At 39.8% G+C, this 15,321-nt stretch carries 17 protein-coding genes; 9 read left to right on the top strand and 8 right to left on the bottom strand.

Going from position 1 to position 15,321, the window contains the following annotated elements:
* Window positions 1-43: 43 nt before the first annotated feature.
* From AWW72_RS13735 to AWW72_RS13705, 7 genes are all read right to left on the bottom strand, one after another.
* Window positions 44-622 carry a hypothetical protein gene (locus tag AWW72_RS13735; protein WP_062847700.1) on the bottom strand — a complete coding sequence of 193 codons (579 nt, stop codon included), beginning with the start codon at window positions 620-622 and terminating at the stop codon, window positions 44-46.
* Window positions 623-637: 15 nt separating this feature from the next.
* Window positions 638-1,816 carry a hypothetical protein gene (locus tag AWW72_RS13730; protein ID WP_062847699.1) on the bottom strand — a complete coding sequence of 393 codons (1,179 nt, stop codon included), beginning with the start codon at window positions 1,814-1,816 and terminating at the stop codon, window positions 638-640.
* A gap of 34 nt (window positions 1,817-1,850) precedes the next feature.
* A complete protein-coding gene (locus AWW72_RS13725) occupies window positions 1,851-3,146 on the bottom strand; it encodes a Y-family DNA polymerase (RefSeq protein ID WP_062847698.1) in 1,296 nt (431 codons plus the stop codon).
* Window positions 3,143-3,634, bottom strand: a complete 492-nt coding sequence (locus AWW72_RS13720; protein WP_062847697.1) for a LexA family protein — start codon at window positions 3,632-3,634, stop codon at window positions 3,143-3,145. The genes AWW72_RS13725 and AWW72_RS13720 overlap by 4 nt, the downstream gene beginning before the upstream one ends.
* Window positions 3,635-3,740: 106 nt before the next feature.
* Window positions 3,741-4,388 carry an SOS response-associated peptidase gene (locus AWW72_RS13715; protein ID WP_062847696.1) on the bottom strand — a complete coding sequence of 216 codons (648 nt, stop codon included), beginning with the start codon at window positions 4,386-4,388 and terminating at the stop codon, window positions 3,741-3,743.
* A gap of 148 nt (window positions 4,389-4,536) precedes the next feature.
* Complete coding sequence (locus AWW72_RS13710) at window positions 4,537-5,409, bottom strand: NAD(P)-dependent oxidoreductase (RefSeq protein ID WP_062847695.1); 873 nt, start codon at window positions 5,407-5,409, stop codon at window positions 4,537-4,539.
* A gap of 3 nt (window positions 5,410-5,412) precedes the next feature.
* The gene (locus AWW72_RS13705; protein WP_062847694.1) at window positions 5,413-6,498 is read right to left on the bottom strand and encodes an alpha/beta fold hydrolase; all 1,086 of its coding nucleotides are present in this window, start codon (window positions 6,496-6,498) and stop codon (window positions 5,413-5,415) included.
* A 135-nt stretch (window positions 6,499-6,633) separates the two neighbouring features.
* On the opposite strand from AWW72_RS13705, the gene AWW72_RS13700 reads away from it, so the two are divergent.
* The 4 genes from AWW72_RS13700 (at window position 6,634) to AWW72_RS13685 (ending at window position 10,271) form a co-directional block, all read left to right on the top strand.
* Window positions 6,634-7,821: an O-succinylhomoserine sulfhydrylase gene (locus tag AWW72_RS13700; protein WP_004772116.1), complete on the top strand. Its 1,188-nt coding sequence runs from the start codon at window positions 6,634-6,636 to the stop codon at window positions 7,819-7,821.
* A gap of 12 nt (window positions 7,822-7,833) precedes the next feature.
* Window positions 7,834-8,163: a YbaB/EbfC family nucleoid-associated protein gene (locus AWW72_RS13695; protein ID WP_004772118.1), complete on the top strand. Its 330-nt coding sequence runs from the start codon at window positions 7,834-7,836 to the stop codon at window positions 8,161-8,163.
* Window positions 8,164-8,234: 71 nt separating this feature from the next.
* The gene (recR, locus tag AWW72_RS13690) at window positions 8,235-8,831 is read left to right on the top strand and encodes a recombination mediator RecR (protein WP_004772120.1); all 597 of its coding nucleotides are present in this window, start codon (window positions 8,235-8,237) and stop codon (window positions 8,829-8,831) included.
* Between the two features lie 297 nt (window positions 8,832-9,128).
* Window positions 9,129-10,271, top strand: a complete 1,143-nt coding sequence (locus AWW72_RS13685) for a ribonuclease D (RefSeq protein WP_004772121.1) — start codon at window positions 9,129-9,131, stop codon at window positions 10,269-10,271.
* Between the two features lie 4 nt (window positions 10,272-10,275).
* Here AWW72_RS13685 and AWW72_RS13680 read toward each other — a convergent pair whose 3' ends face one another.
* On the bottom strand, window positions 10,276-11,028 hold the full coding sequence (locus AWW72_RS13680; RefSeq protein ID WP_062847693.1) for a class I SAM-dependent methyltransferase: 753 nt from the start codon (window positions 11,026-11,028) through the stop codon (window positions 10,276-10,278).
* A 170-nt stretch (window positions 11,029-11,198) separates the two neighbouring features.
* On the opposite strand from AWW72_RS13680, the gene AWW72_RS13675 reads away from it, so the two are divergent.
* The 5 genes from AWW72_RS13675 to trpB are packed head-to-tail and all read left to right on the top strand — an operon-like array spanning window position 11,199 to window position 15,218.
* Window positions 11,199-11,504 (top strand): YcgL domain-containing protein, encoded by a 306-nt coding sequence (locus AWW72_RS13675; RefSeq protein WP_062847692.1) that lies wholly within the window; start codon window positions 11,199-11,201, stop codon window positions 11,502-11,504.
* Window positions 11,497-11,883: a hypothetical protein gene (locus AWW72_RS13670; protein WP_004772126.1), complete on the top strand. Its 387-nt coding sequence runs from the start codon at window positions 11,497-11,499 to the stop codon at window positions 11,881-11,883. Before AWW72_RS13675 ends, AWW72_RS13670 begins: the two co-directional genes overlap by 8 nt.
* A 35-nt stretch (window positions 11,884-11,918) precedes the next feature.
* Window positions 11,919-12,770: an AAA family ATPase gene (locus AWW72_RS13665; protein WP_004772128.1), complete on the top strand. Its 852-nt coding sequence runs from the start codon at window positions 11,919-11,921 to the stop codon at window positions 12,768-12,770.
* 12 nt (window positions 12,771-12,782) lie between these two features.
* Window positions 12,783-13,970, top strand: coding sequence for a vWA domain-containing protein (locus tag AWW72_RS13660; RefSeq protein ID WP_004772130.1), 1,188 nt, complete (start codon window positions 12,783-12,785; stop codon window positions 13,968-13,970).
* A gap of 42 nt (window positions 13,971-14,012) precedes the next feature.
* On the top strand, window positions 14,013-15,218 hold the full coding sequence (trpB, locus tag AWW72_RS13655) for a tryptophan synthase subunit beta (RefSeq protein WP_062847691.1): 1,206 nt from the start codon (window positions 14,013-14,015) through the stop codon (window positions 15,216-15,218).
* Window positions 15,219-15,321 lie beyond the last annotated feature (103 nt).

The following is a 15,321-nucleotide window of genomic DNA, read 5'->3' as shown; positions in this document are numbered from 1 at the left end:
ATATTCATGTCGGCATATGTGTAAAAGCCCTCTGATGAGGGCTTTAATTTTTAAGTTTTTTTATATCTGTTAGCTCTGCTATATAGTTTAGATCTGCTCTATAACTTTTAATTAAATCGTTAATTAGTTCTTTCATCAATTTATGATCAATATGCTCATCAACTTTCAACTTTAGTATATCGAAGAACTCATTAATAAATAAACCAAAGTTCGCATTCACAATCTTCATTTTTGGATCTTCCACCTGGCGATTAATGATAGCGAGTTTTGTAGTAATCTTTGTATGCATTAACTTTACAGCGACAAAATTATAATCTTTCGATGCAGGGTATCCTTGCATTAGATCAATTAGTTGCCCATTTAGTTCAAAAATTTCATAAGCAATCGAGCGTATAAAAGTTGTTCTTTCTTGGATGCGCCAATCATTAAATAAGTATGCAGCAATGATAGCTGCTCCTATAGTTGTAATACCACCAAAGATTCCAGAAATGGTAGACAAGCTATCTTTTACAGCTTCACTATTACCCCAATAAGCAAATAAAATTGCAAGAATACTAAATATTAAAAAAGTAAAGATTATGGCTGCGACCGCCATACTAAAAACAACTACATTTTTATTCATTTGTTAACATTCCTACTATTTTTTCAACTCCTTAATGTTATTAATTATCTTTGTTATTTCATCTAATTTCTTGTCAAGAGTACCAGTTTCAATTTCTTTCTTATCAATTGGCTGAGTGCTATAATTACCAATGAAATATATTGGAGCTAACTGAATTATAAGTTCTTTCCTTTGTTCTGGTGTAAGCTCTTGCATGTATTCTGGCAAAGCGTTTAACTCTAGATATCGCTTATTATAAAAATCATGAAGTTTTTGATTGTATTTTCTTTCTTTGATTAAATAAGTTAAAAGTCCACTAATTGATAGTATTACTGAAAGGAAAACAATCATATTGTAAATATCTTTAAAGCTATCTTGGTAATAGATAATTAATATTGATTTTAATAGTAAGATTAATATTATGGTTATAAATGATATAATAATGTAACGATTTAACTCAATTAAGATGGTATTGATATTTTTTGCTTCAGTTGCAAAACTTTCTACAAGTTTCTCATTATTGTTTTTGGTGATGTTAACTTTAACATCATGTGCAATTTCTTTTACCTCATCCACTAATTTTTTTGTATCTTCTATATTTTTTATATTGTTGAATATATCATCAATAAACTCCTGTATTTTTATACCATCATATAGTGTTTGATCTTCTTTGTATAAAATATTTCTAATATCAACGAGAGTTTTAGATGTTTTAAATTTTTGCAAATCATTATATTCTGAAAAGTATTTAACCAAAAGGTTGTCTTTATCAAAGTTATCAATTTTTTCTTTTATGTCTATAACTAAATACGAAACTAGATCATTTGTGTAAATTTCAGGTGTTGGTAATGTTTTATTATAAATAATATTGAATTTATCAATCTCAATTATAGTATTTTCAATTAGTTCGCTAATCGCTTTACTTGTTTGAGCAGCGTTAATGTCAAGTTGTAATTTCTTTAACTTTTCCCTAGATACACCTAAAAAGTTAAGAATACTCTTATTGTAGATTCCATTAGACGTAATGATAAAAATATTAACCTTTTTTATTAAATCTTCTAACGGATTTCTTATAGAGTTAATTGCGGAAGCTTTTCCTAATAGAGATATAAGAGGGGAAGCTTCAAGCTCAGAATATAACTTAGGTAAGTAAAAGTTAATAATAGAATCTTGTAACTTCTCTATATCTGATAAAATTTGATTAGTGTTGCTCATTGCAATGTAGTTTTAATTTAGATACGTAATCTTACTAATTTATAATTAATAAATCATCCCATTTAAAGGGATTTTTACTTAATTTATCCCGGCTCATCGACCAGTTTCGGTTAGGTACAAAACAGGGGCCAATACCAATTTTTTTCTTTCCAAATTTCTGGTGCACGCATTCCATAGCTTTCATTAGCCTTTCTTTCTTTTCTATCTCATCAAAATCTGTTAATAGATCATAGGTGTGGCCACTCTTAGGCTCTAGACATGTCAACAACACGCCGCACTTCTTATATTTAATCCCTGCTTTGTAAATATGATTCAGCATCAATGTAGCAGCTTTCGCTAAATCTGGAGCAAAGTCTGTAGGTTCTGGAAACGTATAGCTAACCGACTTGTTGTAGAAGGGCACATTTGGATCGAAAGGGTTGGATTGAACAAATGCAATGATGGTACCGCAGAGCAAATCCTCACTTCTTAACCGTATGCATGCGTCCTGAGCATACATTGAGATGGCTTCTTTTAAGTCCGTCAATTCAGTTACTCGAGATCCGAATGATCGACTGGCAACAATCTGTTTTTTGCTGGGGGGCGTGTGTTCAATTTCGATGCATGAAATTCCCTGTAGTTCAGCAACGGTTCGGGCCATTACAATAGAAAAGCGTTTTTGCATCTCACGTGGATCTGAGCTTGCCAAGTCAAGTACTGAGTTAACGCCCATTTCCTGAAGCTTCTTCGATATTTTACGTCCAACCCCCCAGACTTCAGAAACATCGATCTTCGCAAGATAATCCTCTTTATTGCACAGATCCATATTCACCAGATCGCACACACCATCAAAGCCCTGATTTTTCTTTGCTATGTGATTTGCAATCTTTGCTTCAGTTTTTGATCGACCTATGCCAACGCAGACAGGCAATCCGATCCATTTCAGGATCTTTTGTCGCATATCTTGGCCATACTCGGTTAAATCATAATTTTTATAATAAGCTGTCAGGTCTAAAAAGCACTCATCAATAGAATAAATCTCTTGTTCAGCTTCCGTGACATATTGACCGAGTATCTTGTGAAACCGGCGAGACATTTCGGCATAGAGAGCATAGTTACTAGAAAGTACCTGAACATTATGTTTCTGGACGATATCTTTAATCTGAAAGAGGGGAACTCCCATTTTGATACCCAGTGCTTTAGCTTCATTTGATCTGGCAACAGCACAACCGTCATTATTGCTCAGTACAATGACAGGCTTATCTCGTAAGCTTGGATTGAACATGCGTTCGCAGCTGACGTAGCAATTGTTTACATCAACGAGTGCAAATACTTTATTTTCGGATTTCATGACTTTCTTGTATTCTTCAATACAAAAGTAACGACACCCCAGATTTCTAATTGTTGTCCATCATTTAAATATATATTGCTGTATTCTGGATTTTCAGCTTTTAACCAGATTCCTGTTTCATCCATCATCAGGCGTTTAACAGTGAAATCGTTATCAATCAATGCGACAATGATATCTCTATGCTTAGCTTCAAGACTACGGTCTACAATGAGTTCGTCATCAATATCAATGCCAGCGTTTATCATTGATAGTGATGCTACTCTTACGATGAAAGTTGCACACTCGTTCTGTATCAAGTGCTCATTCATATCTATTTTCTTATCGATATAATCTTGGGCTGGAGAAGGAAAGCCCGCAGACACTTTCTCGATCGCAACTGAAATCTGCATTCTCATAGAGGGCTCAATAAGCGAAATAGACCCTATATCAGAGAAGTACTCACGCCTTAAATGGTTCTTGATTTCGATGATTTGTGAAGATGAGCTCATAGACACCTCTTGAATATGTTACATAATCAAGATGATAGACTATGGCCTATAAAGTTAACAAATTTTAAATTTCTAGGTGAAACAAAGGGAAGTCATAACTTGTCGCTTAAAATTGTGCATTTGGTCGGAATTTATGCATTTTATTTTTAGGTGCAGCTGTGTACTCATCTGGTGGCATATCAACTAAAAATTCCCGCGCTTGATCATGATTGCAGGTGAGCCAGTCTTTTCTTCGACCTTTTGGAATTACCACAATTGACCGTTTTTCATCGTCAGGCGCATGGAATTGCTTCATGAAAGGATGCATATCTGCATTGATCGTTAACATGCTCATCGATACCACTGGTTCGCCGTTTATAACTGCATATTCATAAATGCCCGCAACAGTGAAGGGCATGTCATCCTGACGATATATCCCGTACCAATGTGACTTACCATGGATATATTTTGGCTCGAAAATGGTTTCGACAGGAATCAAGCAAAATTGATTTTTAGACCATGCATGGCGAAAGCTGGGCTTACTGGCCACTGTTTCAGATCTGGCGTTATATGTGTTACGTACTTTCTTGATGTCGTCAGCCCAGTTAGGTACTAAACCAAAGCGGGCAGATCTCCATTCAATACCGTGCTCTGTTGAAATAAGGATAGGGCCATCATACCCAGGATATAGATCCTCTTTGTAATCGAAAGTCGGTTCGAGCAGATTAAGGAGTTGTGTCCGACTTCGAGCTATTGGTTCGTAGTTTGCGCACATACTAAACTCATCCTGATAAAATTTATTAATACACTTAAACTATGCAATCGTAATAGCTCAACAGTCTGGATTTTTAAAAGGTAATTACTCCATATTTACGCCATAAAAATCTAGCATTAATCTAATTCATTGTTTTTAAATTGGAATTTTATTTCAGCGTAATTTTACTCCATGATTCATACAGTTTTGCTGCTGCGGAGAAGTCGCTATTTGGCTCCGCAGTTAAATTTGCTGTTTGAATCAGGCTCTGTGTTAGAGCGAGTAGAGGTGCTGGTAATTTGGCATCCTTGACGAGATCTAGTGCAATACCTGTATCTTTTGCAAGTAATGGCAGACCAAACGTCACTGGAAATTCACGGCTCAGCACACGTTGCGGGAAAATATTTTCCGTAACAAAGCTTTTGCCGCTAGAGGCATTTACACAGTTCAGGGCCGCATCCAAGTTCACACCATGCGCTTTTAAGGTACTGAAACCCTCAGTCACTGACCATAAGTTTACTGCAAGCAGCATATTGTTAATGGCTTTTACAGCAAAGCCGGCACCGGGTTCACCTACATACTGAATCAATTTACCTAATGCAGCCATAGCGGGATAAGCACGTTCAAATGCATCCACATCACCACCAACCATAAAGGTCAAGGTTGCATTTTTAGCACCGACAGTTTGACCACTTACAGGGGCGTCCAGAAAATCGACATTTTGTACTTTCAGCTTTTCGACGAGACGGCGGGCTGCATCTGGTACGCCACTGGTACAGTCAATCCAGATTGAACCTGACTTAATTTTAACACCTTCAATCAGTTTTTCCACATCATCGCTGGTGGGTAAACATGAGAAAATAATATCGGCTTGTACTGCCTGAGTAAGTTCAACCGCCGTGGTGCCATATTCTGCTGCATGTTGTTCTGCTTTGCTAAAATTTCGGTTCCAGACCAGAACTTTCTCAAAATATTTAGGAAGATGCGCCGCCATGCGATAGCCCATAGCGCCTAAACCGATGAATGCAACAGATTGAGTCATACTTTACCTTTTTATTTGCGTCGATCGTTCGGCTAACCATGTGGTTAAAGTTGGCCAGAACTCAATTGAACTGTTTTGACTGGACATTAAACCTAAGTGCCCACCAGGGATAAGAGTAAACGTGACATCCTGACTGCTTGTCAACTGGGTCAGCGGAAATGCAGACTCGGAAGTTACCAGTTGATCGCCTTTACCTGCACCGACAAGAAGTGAACAATTAATATTTTTAAGTTCAATGGTTTTGTTCTTGAGGCGAATTGCACCGTGTTTTAAAGGATTTTGCAGCCAGACGTTAAATAACATGTCTTGGTTTACGCCGCCTGGGTAATCAATCATATTATTTAAGAAGTGGCTTAAGGTGGCATCTTCTTGTACCAGTTTCAAATTATCCAGATTTTTTAATAATTGAATATTGCCATCAATCCAGCCTTTAGGATCAAGCAGCTTAAAGCCCAACGAATTGAGGAAGCCCGGTGAATGGATCATTAACTTGGGCAAACGGTTATAGATATAATCTTTAATGGTTGGGTTACGGTTGGTGAGATAAGCCAAGGTTTTATAAAGCTTGCCGATGTAACCCGAAGCGTAACTGTCGATTGGACTGCCTAAGACCACAAGGTTTTTGACAACGCTTGGCTGATGGCGTGCGGTATAAAGCGTGACAAAAATGCCAGCCATACTCCAGCCATGCAGTGAAATTTTTTCAGATTGTGCATGTTGTTGAATGGCTTCAATACATTTTGGAATAAACTTATCAATAAAAGATAGAAAGTTAATCTGATAATTTTTATAAGTAAGCTTGCCCCAGTCAATCAGATAGACATCAAAACCGCTTTCCTGAAAATGTTTGACCAATGAACGGTAAGGATAGAGGTCATAGATATCCATATTAATCGCTAGGGGTGCAACAAAAACCAGAGGCTCTTTATAGCGCTTATTCTCTGAAGCATAGAAACGGACACGGGTTTGTTGGAATTGCGCAATCACTTGATACGGCGTTGATTGAGATAAAACCAGTTTGTTTGCATCGAATACACGCATAGCCAGATGTTTAAAATTTATTTTTTGCTGTTCCACAAGCGATTTCATCTTAGAAAGTCTCATCATGAGTCAAGATTGCACGAAGTCTAAGCGATAATTTCATCTTACGCCTTGACCTTAAATACCTTAGGCGCTCAAAATATTGGCATATTTCCTCATTATGATCATAAGGCATACAAAACGATGAATCCAAGCGATGATTTAGAATACCAACTAGAAACACTGGCAATTCGCACAGGGCATGATCGTACCTCGGAAGGTGAACATAGTGAGCCGATCTTTTTAACCTCATCATTTGTATGTGAAAGTGCCGCGGATGCCGCTGCAAAATTTTCAGGGCAGATCGCAGGTAATACCTATTCACGTTATACCAATCCAACAGTGCAGGCATTTGAAAAGCGTTTAGCGGTTTTGGATGGCGCAGAGCGAGCAGTGGCGACCAGTTCAGGTATGGCTGCGGTACATGCGATGTGTATGGCATATCTAAAAGCTGGCGATCATGTCATTTGTTCGCGCGCAGTATTTGGTTCAATCATTGCCTTATTTGAAAAATATGTGGCGAAATTTGCAGTTGAAGTGACCTTTGTTGATCTTGGTGATCTTGAGGGCTGGAAACAGGCGATTCGTCCAAATACCCGTATCTTATTCATTGAAACGCCGTCGAATCCATTGGCACAAGTCGGTGATATGCAGGCGATTGCCGATATTGCACATGCCAATGGGGCTTTATTTGCCGTTGATAACTGTTTCTGTACGCCAGTATTACAGCAGCCAATCAAGTTTGGTGCTGATTTAGTCCTTTACTCTGCAACCAAATATATCGATGGTCAGGGCCGTGCGCTTGGTGGTGCGGTGGTTGGTAAGCATGACTTGCTTGAAGAAGTAAATGGTGTAATTCGTACCCTAGGTAATTCAATGAGTCCGTTTAATGCATGGATTTTCTTGAAAGGCCTTGAAACGCTTAGCATTCGTATGAAAGCCCATTGTGAGAGTGCGCAGAAACTTGCTGAATGGTTACATCAGCACGAAAAAGTGGAAAAAGTATATTACGCAGGTTTACCTGATCATCCTGGACATGAACTCGCGAAAAAACAACAAAAAGGTTTTGGCGGTGTCGTATCCTTTGTGGTCAAAGGCGAACGTGAAGGCGCATGGACAGTAATCGATAATACGCGCTTCTTATCGATTACCAGTAATCTGGGTGACGTTAAGTCAACAATTACACATCCAGCAACCACCTCACATGGTAGAATGTCGGCAGAAGCTAAACAAGCTGCAGGAATTGAAGAAGGTTTAATTCGTGTGTCTGTTGGTTTAGAAGACATTGATGATATTATTCGCGACTTATCACGCGGTTTAGATTTAATTTAACGAGAGAAACTTATGAACATTAATATGCTCATGCAGCAAGCTCAGCGCATGCAAAAAGATATGGAAACTAATCTTAAAAAAGCCAAAGAAGAGCTTGCAAATACTGAAGTTCATGCGGAAGCAGGCGGTGGTTTAGTTAAAGTAACGATGACTTGCCGTAATGTCGTTAAGCGTATCGAAATTAGCCCTGACTTGTTACAAGACGAAGCAGACATGATTGAAGATTTGATTGCTGCGGCAATGAATGATGCTGCGCGTCAGGCGGAAGCAATTTCAGAAGAAAAACTTCAAGGTGCAAACTCAGGTATGGGCTTACCACCAGGTTTATCTGGCTTATTCTAATTGAGTATTCCTTAAGCACTCAATCTGGGTGCTTGGGGAATCTTTTTTTCTACAAATAATCGAGTTAATTTGTGTTTAGTGAACGATTTGAACAACTGGTTCAAGCATTACGTATTCTGCCGAGTGTTGGCCCAAAATCAGCACAGCGTATGGCATTACATTTATTAATGAAAAATCGCGAAGGTGCCTTTGCACTATCTTATGCTTTACATGAAGCATCCAGCCATATTCATGAATGTCGTATTTGTCACTCTTTAACAGAACATGATGTCTGTGATATTTGTGCCTCTGTAGAGCGGGATGAGCAATTGTTATGTGTGGTTGAATCACCAGCAGATGTTATGGCAATTGAGCAAAGTGGCAGCTTCCGTGGTAAATATCACGTTTTGGGTGGACATTTGTCACCTTTAGATGGAATTGGCCCAGAGGAAATCGGGATTCCTTACCTGATTCAGCGTTTGAGCGAAGGACAGATTCAGGAAGTGATTCTGGCGACGAATGCGACGGTAGAAGGGCAAGCTACAGCACACTATCTAGTCGAAGCGACCAAACATTTACCGATTAATATGACCCGAATTGCACAAGGCGTACCACAAGGTGGTGAGCTGGAATATGTCGATAGTCATACTTTAAGTCAGGCTGTCCATAACCGTATGCGCATGAAATAACAGCCTTCTTAGGCATTTTCTTATATTTATTTTAAATTCATGCTGTTAATTTAAACAAATAATTAAATTTTACATTTTGTCTAACATTATCGTAGATCTATTTGCGGTGATTTGTGGCACTATGAGCTGGCGAAAAGGATTTTCGTTTTTTGATGAAATGGAGAGAGGAGTAATTTCATGTTTTATATGTGGAATACCAATTAGATTTATTTTTTGTATTTTGTTTTTTAGTTAAGCAATAGCTGATCTTAGACAGTTCTATTGCGTATGGTTCTATATTATTTTACTTGAGCACACATGTTTCAGTTTATCCAGCAGCAACAAGATTTAGCTGTTCTCCTAAGCCAGATGGAACAGTGTTCTGTCTATGCACTTGATACCGAATTTATCAAGGTCGATACCTTATATCCTAAACTTGGTGTTTGCCAAATCAATTTAAATGGCCAGATTCTGTTACTCGACGGCGCTGCTTTGGATCTGACAAGTTTTTGGCCAAAGATTTTTGCGGCACAACAGAATATTTTTCATGCCTGCGGTGAAGATATTGATCTGATCTACCATTATGCAGATCAAAAACCGTTAAATAATGTGTTTGATACCCAGATTGCCATGGCATTTCTTGGACATGGCTTACAAGTCAGTTATCAGAATGCATTAAAAACCTGTCTCAATATCGATATTGAAAAAGATCAGACCCGTTCTGACTGGTTGGCAAGACCATTGTCGCAAGAGCAAATGAGTTATGCGGCAAATGATGTTTTGTATCTCACCAAGCTGGCGGATACATTGAAAAATGATCTGAAAGTGAAGGGGCTTTATCAATACGTATTGGAAGATTGTCAGAATCTCACCAAAGAGATTGCAATGGAAACACCATTGGCAGAACTCTATACGGATATTGGTAATTACCGTCATTCACGCCGTGAGTTGATGCAACTGCAGCAGTTGAGTATCTGGCGAGAACAGATTACCAAGGCATTGAATCAGCCGCGTAGCTTTATTCTCCGTAATGGCACCATGATTGATCTGGTCGAAAAAAATCCGCGTAATACGTTCCAGCTTGCCAAGATTAAAGATATACGTCCGAATGTAGTTCGTGAGCATGGTAAAACCATTCTGGACTTGCTGAAATTTTTGCCGCCTGAAAATGAATGGCCTTTACGTATGGCACGGCCAATCAAGAATAATTCAAAAGAAGTTGCACCGAAGATAGATGCTTTAATTGCTAATGTAGTGCTTCAGACTGGAATTCCGAAAGAAGTGTTGCTGCGCAAGAAATGGATGAATGCCATCTATGAGCATGTAGTCTTCCATCTGGATGAGCAGAGCTTGCCGAATTATTTAATGGGCTGGCGTTATGATCTGCTGACTCAACCATTGATTGCATTGCTGCGGGAAGATATTGATTATCTGGCAACACAAATGAAAATTGCCCGTTAGTATTTTAAGAAAGAGCTAAGTGATTAGCTCTTTTTTTGGCTTTAATAATCAGCATCATGGGGCGTCTTAGTTCATCCTGCCAGCCCATCTTTTCAATCATTTTAGCGGTTGGTGATGGTTCGATCAGGGCAGTGATTTCGAAACCTGCTTTGAGTAAAGCCATGACATGAGTTTCAATGGTACGGTGATATTTCACCACATGAGCACCTAGAAACTGTGTTTCTCTTTGACCTTCTTCAAAATAATGGTCAACGGGCCAGTAGAGGGGCTGTTTTTCATGATTATAAATCCAGTCTTGTTGAGCACGGGCAGTAAATACAGGATGCTCGACGGAATAATACAGCTCACCTTGTGGCGCCAGTAAGTGTGCTGCTTTTTCAAATACAGCATCAAGATCTTGTATATAGTGCAATGCCAGTGAACTGATGATCAGGTCAAATGAAGCGGCTTCGGCATCAAATGTTTCAATAGCACTTTGTTGATAGCGAATATTTTTTGCTGCACATAAACGTTGCGCCTGTTCTAGCATTTTGGCGGAGAGATCAATTCCGACTACTGTGGATGCACCTTGCTCCGAGGCGTATTGACAATGCCAGCCGTAACCACAGCCTAAATCCAGAATTCTCTTATTCTTGAGTTCTGGAAGGTGAGCTTTAAATGCAGACCATTCTCCAGCCGCACTGAGTCCATCGCGCGAGCGGGGCATTTTTGAATATTCGTTAAAGAAGTGCGGGTCATCATATTTGTTTTGTTGCATATCACATTTCACATCAGCTTTAGGCTGTAATTATGGCACGTTGATTTTATGACTAGAAGTTGCTTGGCGTACAAGGGATTGAAAAGACGACTCTGGCGTTAACAATCCTTAATGTATCCATTTTTATTTTCATGTATGCTGTCTTTGATTGTTAATAGATGTGAGTAAACATGCACTGCGATATTTATAGATCGAGCAAGAAAGATGAAATGTATATGTATATTGCTCGTCCAAATTATCCTGATGACAAGGAACAAGAGAACCCATTTGAAGGTGTTCCAGAAAGCGTTTTACAGGCGTTTGGCAAAGCCACGTTTGTGATGCATTTAGAACTTCATAATGAGCGAAAACTTGCACGTGCAAACGTTTTACATGTTATAGACTCATTAAATACCAAAGGCTTCTTCATTCAAATGCCGTTAGAAGGGTTGATCAACCCAAATGCGGTAGAACCAGAGGGCTTACGCGGTGCTTGAAACTTTAACAGCAATTTGGTCGAACATTCTTTCGGTACTGGATCAGTTTCCTGAAGAAAATGTAGCGATCATTGTTTATGTTACGGGGACGCTAATTGCATTGTGGTGCTGGTATCGTTTGATGTCACGCCTGCCAAATCCAATTGGTGGAATCCTGTGGATCGTGGCTTTTGCAGTTCTTGCAACGCCAACCATTTCAGAAGGTCCAAATTCAGCTCTTGCACCTGCAATCTTTGGCTTGCTTTTTGGTGTGCTTACTAAAGAACATGTCTTGATCTGGTCAAATCTATCATTGATTTTATTTGTCATTGGTACAGGGCTACTGATTGGCTTCTGCTGGTCAAAATACACTGCAAATAAAACTGCACGTTCAGTTTAGATACTAAGTTAAATATAGAAAAATAAGGTTTTTAAATGTCTGCTGATACACAACACTTCGCTGGTACAGATCAATATATCGCGACCGATAGCTTAAAACTTGCAGTGAAAGCTGCACGTGCTCTACAAAAACCATTACTGGTCAAAGGTGAGCCGGGTACAGGTAAAACCTTGCTTGCAGAACAAGTGGCTGCAAGTCTGGGTTTAAAGCTGATTACCTGGCATATCAAATCGACAACCAAAGCCCAGCAAGGTTTGTATGAATATGATGCGGTTTCGCGTTTGCGTGATAGTCAGTTAGGTGATGATCGTGTCTACGACATTAAAAACTATATTAAGCCCGGTAAATTGTGGGAAGCATTTACCAGTGAGGAGCGTTGTGTCCTGTTGATTGATGAAATTGACAAAGCAGACATTGAGTTTCCAAATGACTTGTTACATGAGCTCGATAAAATGTCGTTCTATGTGTATGAGACAGGCGAGACCATTACTGCGACACAACGCCCAATCGTGATTATTACCTCGAATAATGAGAAAGAATTACCAGACGCCTTCTTGCGCCGTTGCTTCTTCCACTATATCGAATTCCCTGATGAAGCGACCATGCGCGATATCATCGCAGTTCATTTTCCAAGTATCTCCAATACATTGGTGAGTGAAGCATTGCAGGTGTTCTTTAAATTACGTGAAATTCCGAATTTGAAGAAGCCACCATCAACTTCTGAACTGATTGACTGGTTAAGCTTGTTGATGGCAGATGATATGCCTGAAGATGTATTGCGTAACCACGATAAATCTAAAGCCATTCCACCGTTGTACGGTGCCTTGATTAAAAATGAACAAGATGTGCAATTGCTTGAACGTTTAGCCTTTATGTCACGCCGTTAAGAGTACTGAGCAATGTTTGTGCGACTGTTTTACACCTTACGCAAATATGGCGTACCTGTAACAACACGTGAGCTCATTGATCTTAATCAGGCAGTAGCTTCAGGTCTTGTGTTTGCAGATCAGGAAGAGTTCTATCAATTGGCTAAAACAGTTTTGGTCAAAGATGAACGCTTCTTTGATAAGTTCGATCGTGCCATGAAAGATTATTTTGATGGCATTGAAACCTTTGATTTAGACGAGTTGCTGAAACAGGTTCACAAATTACCCAAAGACTGGTTTGATCTTGAACTGTTGGAAAAGCATCTAACGCCTGAACAACGTGCGGAATTGCAAAAAGCAGGTTCGCTCGAAGAACTGATGAAAATGCTGGAAGAGCGTTTACGTGAACAGCATAAGAAACATCAGGGTGGCAATCGTATGGTTGGCACAGGCGGTACTTCGCCTTTTGGCGCGTTTGGTGATCATCCTGAAGGTGTTCGTATTGGTGGCCCGGGGCGTAAACGTTCTGCGGTGAAAGTATGGGAACAGCGTAAATATCAGAATCTGGATGATGATCAGGTTCTGGGAACCCGCCAAATGCAAATCGCTTTACGCCGTTTACGTAAGTTTGCCCGTCAAGGAGCTGCTGAAGAGCTGGATGTCGATGGCACCATCCGTGAAACAGCCAAACAGGGTATTCTGGATGTACAACTGGTACCTGAGCGTCGTAACCGCATTAAAGTGTTGATGTTGTTTGATGTTGGCGGTTCGATGGATGCCTATATTGCTGAATGCGAAAAGCTATTCAGTGCGGCCAAATCAGAGTTTAAAACCCTCGAATACTTCTATTTCCATAATTGCCTGTATGATTATGTCTGGAAAGACAACCATCGCCGTAGCGCAACCCGTATGAATACGTGGGATCTGTTCCATACGTATGGACGTGATTATCGCGTCATCGTGGTGGGTGATGCCAGTATGGCACCGTATGAGTTAAAGTCAGTCGGTGGTTCGGTGGAGTATATGAATGATGAGGCGGGTGAAGTGTGGCTGAGACGTTTACGTCAGCATTTTGATAAAACCGCTTGGCTGAATCCTGAAATGGAAGGTTATTGGCATTACACCCAGACCATTAACTGGATTAAAGACATTTTTGAAAATCATATGTTTCCGATGACGCTGAAAGGTATCGAAGACATGACGCGCTACTTATCGCGTTAATATTTATATGAAGACAACAACTTTATAAAAACAGGAATAATGATGGAACATCAAATCAATGGAGTCGCTTTACCCAATGAAGCAGGTTTCTTTGGAAATTTTGGCGGTCAGTTCATTCCTCCTCACTTAAAAGAGGCGATGGATGAGATTAATGCGGCTTATGAAGAGATTCGCCATACCGCCGAGTTTCAAGATGAGCTGAACGATTTATTCAAAAATTATGTGGGTCGTCCAAGTCCATTATTTCATGCCAAGCGTTTATCTGAGCAACTGGGTGGCGCGCAGATTTATTTAAAACGTGAAGACCTGAACCATACCGGTGCGCATAAGATCAATCACTGCTTAGGCGAAGCGCTACTTGCCAAATACATGGGTAAAACAAAGGTTATTGCTGAGACTGGTGCAGGACAGCATGGTGTCGCTTTAGCAACTGCTTGTGCATTGGTGGGTATTCCGTGTGAAATTCATATGGGACAAGTGGATATCGAAAAAGAGCATCCCAATGTCGTTAAAATGAAAATTCTGGGTGCAAAATTGGTTTCGGTGACTCAAGGCACAGCAACCTTAAAAGATGCAGTCGATAGTGCCTTTGAAGAATATTTAAAAGATCCGAAAAACTATATTTATGCAATTGGTTCAGTGGTCGGGCCGCATCCATTTCCAAAAATGGTACGTGATTTCCAGTCAATTATTGGCAAGGAAATTAAAACCCAATCTAATGAGCATTTTGGTCAGAATCCTGATTATGTGGTTGCTTGCGTCGGTGGTGGATCAAATGCGATTGGTGCATTTACCGCATTTTTAAATGAAACTGATGTCAAACTGGTGGGCGTAGAGCCAGCAGGTCATGGCTTGGATACCGATAAGCACTCTGCAACGCTGACCTTGGGTAAACCGGGACAGATTCATGGCATGGCCTGTTATGTGCTAGAGGATGAGCAAGGCGAACCCTTACCTGTGCATTCGATTGCATCAGGACTGGATTATCCAGGTGTAGGGCCACAACATAGTTTCCTGAAAGAACTTGGACGTGTGCAATATGAAACGGCGACCGATCAAGAATGTTTAGATGCATTTATGACCCTTTCACGTGTGGAAGGCATTGTACCTGCGTTGGAAAGTTCACATGCGGTGGCTTGGGCGTTACGTGAAGCACCCAAAATGGATAAGAACATCAAGATCGTGGTCAACCTTTCGGGTCGTGGTGATAAAGACTCAGACTATGTCGCTGAAAAATTAGGACTATAAGCTTTTTACCCAAGTTAAGGCTTTAAAAGACCGCTTCTTGTAGAGAGGCGGTTTTTTTATTGTTAAATCTTGCTTAATCCCGTTAGAATAAAGCGTTTTGCAA

The sequence above is a fragment of the Acinetobacter sp. NRRL B-65365 genome, from assembly GCF_001605865.1.
GTDB classification, from domain to species: Bacteria; Pseudomonadota; Gammaproteobacteria; order Pseudomonadales; family Moraxellaceae; genus Acinetobacter; species Acinetobacter vivianii.
Note: the sequence above shows the minus strand (reverse complement) of the source record. Positions and strands in the feature narration are given on the sequence as shown.